Origin of the sequence: Bacteroides sp. AF20-13LB, assembly GCF_003603065.1 — a bacterium.
GTDB classification, from domain to species: domain Bacteria; phylum Bacteroidota; class Bacteroidia; order Bacteroidales; family Bacteroidaceae; genus Bacteroides; species Bacteroides uniformis.
On sequence record NZ_QTMH01000033.1, the window covers coordinates 1,444 to 8,398 of the forward strand.

At 42.5% G+C, this 6,955-nt stretch carries 6 protein-coding genes; 1 reads left to right on the forward strand and 5 read right to left on the reverse strand.

What is annotated here, in order from left to right:
• Positions 1 to 176 precede the first annotated feature (176 nt).
• Positions 177 to 1,283, forward strand: a complete 1,107-nt coding sequence (locus DWX62_RS21525; RefSeq protein WP_008661903.1) for an ATP-binding protein — start codon at positions 177 to 179, stop codon at positions 1,281 to 1,283.
• Between the two features lie 28 nt (positions 1,284 to 1,311).
• Here the strand turns inward: DWX62_RS21525 and DWX62_RS21530 are convergent, their stop codons facing one another.
• The 5 genes from DWX62_RS21530 to DWX62_RS21550 form a co-directional block, all read right to left on the reverse strand.
• Complete coding sequence (locus DWX62_RS21530) at positions 1,312 to 2,253, reverse strand: HipA domain-containing protein (RefSeq protein ID WP_005824466.1); 942 nt, start codon at positions 2,251 to 2,253, stop codon at positions 1,312 to 1,314.
• Positions 2,254 to 2,255: 2 nt separating this feature from the next.
• A complete protein-coding gene (locus DWX62_RS21535) occupies positions 2,256 to 2,582 on the reverse strand; it encodes a HipA N-terminal domain-containing protein (RefSeq protein WP_022401131.1) in 327 nt (108 codons plus the stop codon).
• Entirely contained in the window at positions 2,582 to 2,806 is a 225-nt protein-coding gene (locus DWX62_RS21540) for a helix-turn-helix transcriptional regulator (protein WP_005824474.1), read from the reverse strand. The genes DWX62_RS21535 and DWX62_RS21540 overlap by 1 nt, the downstream gene beginning before the upstream one ends.
• Positions 2,807 to 3,263: 457 nt before the next feature.
• Positions 3,264 to 3,611: a hypothetical protein gene (locus tag DWX62_RS21545; protein ID WP_022401132.1), complete on the reverse strand. Its 348-nt coding sequence runs from the start codon at positions 3,609 to 3,611 to the stop codon at positions 3,264 to 3,266.
• Between the two features lie 77 nt (positions 3,612 to 3,688).
• Entirely contained in the window at positions 3,689 to 6,820 is a 3,132-nt protein-coding gene (locus tag DWX62_RS21550; protein WP_034525381.1) for a hypothetical protein, read from the reverse strand.
• Positions 6,821 to 6,955: the final 135 nt, after the last annotated feature.

Genomic DNA, 6,955 nt, shown 5'->3' on the forward strand with positions numbered 1-6,955 from the left:
TTCATTTCTATTCATTTCCAATTTATTTATAAAAGGTTTACCTTACAAGTATATACAATAAAATGAAGCAAAACAGAAGTTTATAATGTATTTCTTCATTTTAGCCAGTCTTTCAGAATGAACTCAAATATATTTCTTATATTTGCGAAAAAAGTCGCATTGAAAAAAGTCGCAATATGAATAATCCATTTAAATTCGGTACAATTGTAGACGGTGAATACTTTACGGATAGAGTAGCGGAACAAGAAAAAGTAAGAGAGATACTTGCAAGTGAGAATCACCTGATACTTATTAGCCCACGACGTTTCGGCAAGACCAGCCTCGTTCAAAAAGTAACGAAAGGATTGTCACGTCCCGTTTTTCAGTTGAACCTGCAGTTGGTAACAGGCACTGCCGACTTTGCCGCACGATTATTGTGGATTATGCTTCAGCAATATCCTATGGAACGTCTGAAACATCTTATCACTCACTTTCGTTTTATCCCCACCATTTCAACCAATCCCATGACGGATGGCATAGAAGTTTCATTTCAGCCGTCAATGGATGGCTTCATTCTGTTAGAGGATGTATTCACACTGATTGATAAACTGGGAATGAAGAATCCACACAAGAAACCGATTGTAGTACTGGACGAATTCCAAGAAATACGTACATTGGACAAGAATCTGGATAAAAAATTGAGGTCTATTCTACAGACTTACAACCATGCCAATTACATTTTCTTAGGTAGCCAGGAATCGATGATGCAGGAAATCTTCGAAAAAAAGAAATCCCCTTTCTATCATTTTGGATATTTGATGAAGTTGGGTAAGATTCCTCAAGATAACTTCTATGAGTTTCTCAAGAATGGCTTTCTTCTCTTGGGTGAGGATATGGATGCTGAAACGATAGGCCGCAGCATTCTGTCGTTCACCAATTGTCATCCCTATTACACCCAGCAACTGGCTTACCAGACATGGAATAACTGGAAACAAAACGGTTACAGTGATACTTTGGTGGAAACTGCCATTACGGAGTTGACCCATGTACACGATATGGATTATGAACGTTTATGGAGCACTTTCAATAAAACAGATAAAAAAGTCTTGATAGGCTTAACTATGCAGATGGGGACTCCGTCCAGTCTTCCTTTTCTACAAGCTGTCGGTATTGATTCTCCAAGTACAGCTTTCAGTAGCTTGAAGCGACTTGGACAACAAGGATATGTGATACGTAATGAGGGGTATGAACTGGATGACCCTTTCTTCAGAAGGTGGATTGAAGTAAAGAGAGAAGGGCGATAGAAAGAGGAAATCCTTGTTGGGTTTCGTATCATTTCAGCATATTGAGTTTTATGCTTATCATGTCTTTATATGATATTTGCATCTCCTCCGGTAGAAAAGAGAGACTGATGAACTCCATCCATTTGGTTTCTACTTTCAAGAGTTTCTTGAAGAGGTTTTCTATTACTTTTTCGTCCAATCCCGACGCCCGTATGGACGTGACAAAGTCAGCCTTCTTTAATTTACGTTTTTTGCCGTTTAGTGTAAGTGCAAGTTCTTCGGTGTCTTCAGGCATCACCAATGCGGTAGACAGCATGTCATATGCTGGTGTGAGCGTATATACCTCTTGTTGGGGACTATAAAGCGAGAAGTTCTTCAAATGCATGTCGGCATTACCGGTTATCCATGAAAAGACGACTTGCTCCCAGAAATTCACCAGGTCCAATTTGGGAGCGGATGAATATCTCAGCACTAACTTCGCAATCTGTTCATAAGAACCTTTGTATTTTTGTTCAGTGAGTTTTTCAGAAAGTTGGCACATGTCTTCCATAGCCAATTTCCCTCCTTCATTCGTGCGGTCTATGCGCCGGGTGATATAGCATAATTCACCATCCTCAAAGCGGATGAGGCTATGCGGCACAACTCGTATCTTGGCTATCTCCGCAAGATGCATTGTCAGATCCTCTAATTCGGGAAGATTGCCGAACCGTTCGGTTTGCGGCTTCAAAATATAGCGCCCCCATAAGCCTACAATCGTAAATCGTCCAGGCTCGTTTTTACTTCCTTTGTTGATATCCAATGATAATTTGGCCTGCACTCCGGTCAGTGTGGTCTGACTGCGAATTACCTGCCTTGCCAAATCGTTGAGATTATTGTGCGTATAAGGCAATATAGGCGCCTCTAGTGTCCCGAATATCTTTTTTGAGCAAGCCTTGTGGAAATCCCTCTCATTTCCATTCAGTTCTTTGTAGCAATACAGACATTTTGCCATTTTTAATCCTCCTCATTTATAGGTTCGATACCCACTGCACCGATACAGTCTTTACAGCACGCCAGCAACAGTGACATTCGGTCACGTGCATCTATTTTCCAGTTCTTTTCCGCAATGTCAAGCAGCCATCCTTCGGGTATCAGCCCGTCGAAAAAAGGAAACAGCACTTTGTCGTGATAGGCTTTCTCTGTCAAGGGTAATGTGAGACTGACAGCTTCTGCAACATCCGACTGCAGGAATTCCGTATCGTACTGGAAGGTATAGCCATCCTCATCCTCTGTGAGGATACCGGCTTTTATTCCTCGGAGATTTATCAATGCCTGCTTCATCATTCGTCAGTTTTAGTTATAGGTACTGCGCCAACTTCGCTGCCGAACAAAGACAGTAGCTGGTTTACCTTGTCCAACCGCAGCGTCTGTTTGCCTTGCTCCAATTCACGGACAAAGCGCAAGCCTACTCCTGACTTTTCCGAAAGTTCCACTTGGGTCAGATTGTACTGCTTACGCATCGCTTTTACATATTTGGATAATGTTGTTTGTTCCGTATATTCCATTTTTATACCCTTTGGGGTACAAAGATAGAATATATTTTCGTTATTACACCCATAAGGGTATAAAAAGATTAAAGGAGAAAGAGATTATATCTTTTCGGGTATAAATTAGCTAGAATAAGTTTATGAATCTATCCATTTCCTGTCTACCTATTTCTGGCTTTACTCTTAAAGCCTGCCAGTCCTTCACTGCTTCAACGGCCTCTGTGATAATTCTTTCAGTGGCTTTTGGGCTAAGCATATAATCTCTTATGAGAATCACACTATATTTCTAGGCCGGCTTTGCTTGATTCTGCTGAGTACATAAGAAGATAGCTTGTTATATTGTTCAAACTCTTATAAATTCTTGTCACTTTTGCTGCGTACAACTGTCTAAATGGTGAATTGCTGAAAAAAGCAAGAGGCTGTCTCAAAATGCACTTGAGATAGCCTCTTCTATGCAAATGTTTTACTCTTCAGTTTATTCCTGATATTTCACTTTTGTTCCCAAAGCATCGTGGCGCATTTCGCGCTCACTTCGGTAAAGCTTTTCATCTTTTAAATAATAGTATTCCTGATAACCTCCAAATTCGATATTGGCATACTCTAAGTGGTCTTCGGCCTTGCAAGACTTCCATGTACCTTCATACTTCACTGAATCAGAGAAAGTGATGAGGGTGGTTGAGTCTGCACGGAGTTCAAACCTCACGCCATTTTCCGTTATGAATGTACCGGCGAAAGAATGAGTAGACTCTGTACTGTTAGTATTGGTACAAGAATATAAAAAACCGAAAGCTATTGTCAACATAGCCAAAATCGTTCGTCTCATTGTTCTTTTGTTTTTATAGAAAAGAGAGTGCTTCTTTTCCGGAAACACTCTCTTTTATTAGTTATCTGCAGTGATGATTATCTTTGAGCAGGAGTACCAGAGTTCTTCTTAACATCAACTTCGAATGTCAAAGTGAATGTCTTCCACTTGTAACCGAACTTCACAGGGATGAACAATTTGTAATCCCAGTTAACCGGAGTACCGCTGTAGTTGTTGTAAGTCAGAGTTTCATCTGCCTGGTTGTAAACAACCTTGGTATTAGAAGGCAGAGGACCGTTTGTTACACCATCAGTCGGAACCAAGTTACCGTTAACCAGTTTCAAGTTAGACTTGATTTGGTCTGTCATCCATTCGCCCGGAACTACTTCGTAGAATTCCCACAAAGCTTTCTGCAAGCCGGTAGTATTGGCTACAATATACTTCTTGCCTGATTCGTCAGCATTCCAAGAAACATAAGTGAAAGCACCCTTAACGTCAATTGTACTACCACCTACAGTTGCATCAGTAAAGTTCTCAGTTTCACCTGTAGTTACTGTCAACGGTTCGATGATAAATGCATCATATTCCTTGATAGTTGCAGTGTGGGCAGCAGCCAGCAGAGAACCAGCAGCACAAGCATCTTTGTAGCATACGTCGGCAACCAACTTGATGGGGACATACTTGCCTACGAGAGCCTTGGCAGCTTCTGTCGGAGCGTCGCCGCTACGCGGTGCGTGAGTCGGGTTTACTTCTTCCAACTTGATGTTGTAAGTGATTTCATTGGCATCCAGCTTGTTGGGAGCGTAGTTCACAATCTCAGCAGCTTTCTTGCCGTCGATGTACAGGATTGTTCCGTCAGGACTTACAGTCGCAGTCTTTTCAACAACGCTTGTACCGTTGAAATATTCGTACTTGTAAGCAGAATTGGCAGCTTCCAGTTTTTCTTTGTCGAACACGAAGCGGGCACCTTCCTCTGAATAAGCACCACCTTTCACACCCTGGTGGCCGCTGGCAGCATAAGGATACAGTCCGGAATAGAAGAACTTCTTACCGGCACGCAGTGCATCGGCATACCAGATTGCGCCGCCCAAACCGGTTGTCGGTTTAACTCCGAGGTCGTTCAGGAAACCGTTCAGCAAGTCTGTGTAGATGTTACATGTCGGGTTATTCTCTGTATTGTTAGACCATGCCGGATTGGATTCCTCGGTATTGTAAACAATCGGGTTTACATTGAATGTGGACCATTCATTGTCGTTCTTCCAGTAGCGGCCATCGTAACCCCAGAGGTTGAATACCGGCTTGTAGATAGTACGTGTCAAAGTAATCTTCAATGTAGGATATGCACCTGTAGGATCGGAGTAGTAGCAAACCTTGCTGAAGCTCATCTTTTCCTGGTTGTTCCAGTTCGGATACTTCTTAACGATGTCTGCATGAGTCAGTGTCCAGATGATGTTGTAAGATTCTACACCAGCTTCAGAGTTGGCAATCACAGAAGCCGTACCTTCGCCGGCACCCTTTGTACCATCAAATTGAGTATAAACGGCGTGGAATTCCTGCTTGGTCATACCACCTTCTTTAGCCTTGTCGTAGATGTCCTCATTCATTTCCTGAGTACCGATGCGACCGGTGTAGTTGCTGCAGTAATAGATAGAATCAGCAAAAGCATGAGACAACTCTCTCTCGCCAGCTTCTTTCACCCATTTCACTTTCAGGTAACGCATGGCAACCAAAGCATTGTTTACTGTATCCACCAGTTCCACGCGAACGATAGGCTCACGACCTACAGCTGTTGCAGAAGTACCTTCGACAGTGTAAACCTTGGAAGACATGATACCGTTTTCGTGAGAATCCAGCTTGGCAAATTTCTGCTGGTCTGTCTTGTTGGTGTTACCATCTACGCCACCCAATGTGTTATAAGGAGCAGTAGGGATGTAGAAACGGAATGTCAGACCATAATCCTTGTAGTTTGCCAGATTTGCATGGTTAGCGTGGTTAGTTTTAGCATCTTTAGCGTCTGTAACACAAACCTTCACCAATTTCTTCAAATCAAGCGGCTCGTTATAAGGTTGCTTAAAGTCTACATATTCGTTGGCTTTAGATTCGTATACGCATACAGAGTCATGATAGTGTACATAGAAGTCTTCTTTGCCGTCGTTCTGGATTTCATCGGCAAACTTACCGGTCATAGTTTTGCTAAAGTCAGTTTTGCTATTAACCAGATACGGAACCTTAACCTCTTCGTGCAGACGTACATATTCAGAGTTCACATACACCTTAGTACCTTGTTCGTCAAAAGCTTTCTTTTCAGCAGCTGTATAGTTTTCAGCAGCGATAGGAGCTTTCAAAGATGCCATGTAGAACTTTTCCTTGTCGCCGGCAGTCGTTGCAGCGATAGAACCCTTGACTGTCTTTTTGAATTTTACTGTCAGCACGTCCTTATTGATGTCGTACTTAACCGGTTGAATCGGGCTGTTAGTCTTAATATCAGCACCGGTAGCCTTGGTCATAATATTTTCAGATGTGATGCAATCAAATGAGGGCAATTCAATATCTGAAGTACGGACACCTACGCTGGGGCTTACATGGAAATAAGCCTCGTTGTAATCTGTAGAAATAAAGTTAGCTGTAGCAGCAGCATTTACGTGGTCCAAAACCGGAGTCGTAGTGTGGTCTTGAGTTGTATGCTTAGCCATAGCCTGATACTTCTGCGGGGTATATTGCAGGGTAGTCAGCGTGATGGCGGCAATACCGTTGATGTGGCTGGTAGGGATTACGGCCAGGCTGGTCAGACGATGACCAATCAGGGACATCACCTCAGCACTTACCTTGTCAATTTCAGCAGCCAAGTCCTTCAGCTTCTCGTCTGTAACGAAGTCGCCTTTCAATTCTTCTTTCAGAGCCGCAATCTTTTGGTTTACGATGTCCAAAGAAGCCAACTTGTCGATTTGGTCTTGCAGTTCTTTCTTCAGAGCTTTCAAGTCGTCATCAGAAACACCACCTTCTGCCGAACCGGCCTTGTCCAAAGCTTCCTGAGCCTTGTCCTTAGCTTCGTTGGCAGCTGTTTTAGCATCGTTGACAGCTGTCTCCAAAGTCGAAACTTTTGCAGCCAGCTCTTCAAGTGAAGCTTTCTTGCCCAGTTGTTCCTGCAAGTTCTTGATGTCGTCATCATAGTCCTTACAAGACGTGAACGTTCCTGTCGCACCTATCATCAAGGCACTGAACAGGGTCACACTTAGAAACTTTTGTTCATAATTGAAAAACTTTAAATTTATAAATTTAAAAAATAAAAAGTGAATAATTTCTCATTTCCGGCATTCCTTTTCCCACAATGCTTTTGTTAAAAAATTCCGTTACTTCGCAGGTAA

Excerpts from the sequence above, each read along its gene's own strand:
- DWX62_RS21525 (WP_008661903.1), top strand. The coding sequence starts at position 177 with ATGAATAATCCATTTAAATTCGGTACAATTGTAGACGGTGAATACTTT.
- DWX62_RS21530 (WP_005824466.1), bottom strand. The coding sequence starts at position 2,253 with ATGGCAAAATGTCTGTATTGCTACAAAGAACTGAATGGAAATGAGAGG.
- DWX62_RS21535 (WP_022401131.1), bottom strand. The coding sequence starts at position 2,582 with ATGAAGCAGGCATTGATAAATCTCCGAGGAATAAAAGCCGGTATCCTC.
- DWX62_RS21540 (WP_005824474.1), bottom strand. The coding sequence starts at position 2,806 with ATGGAATATACGGAACAAACAACATTATCCAAATATGTAAAAGCGATG.
- DWX62_RS21545 (WP_022401132.1), bottom strand. The coding sequence starts at position 3,611 with ATGAGACGAACGATTTTGGCTATGTTGACAATAGCTTTCGGTTTTTTA.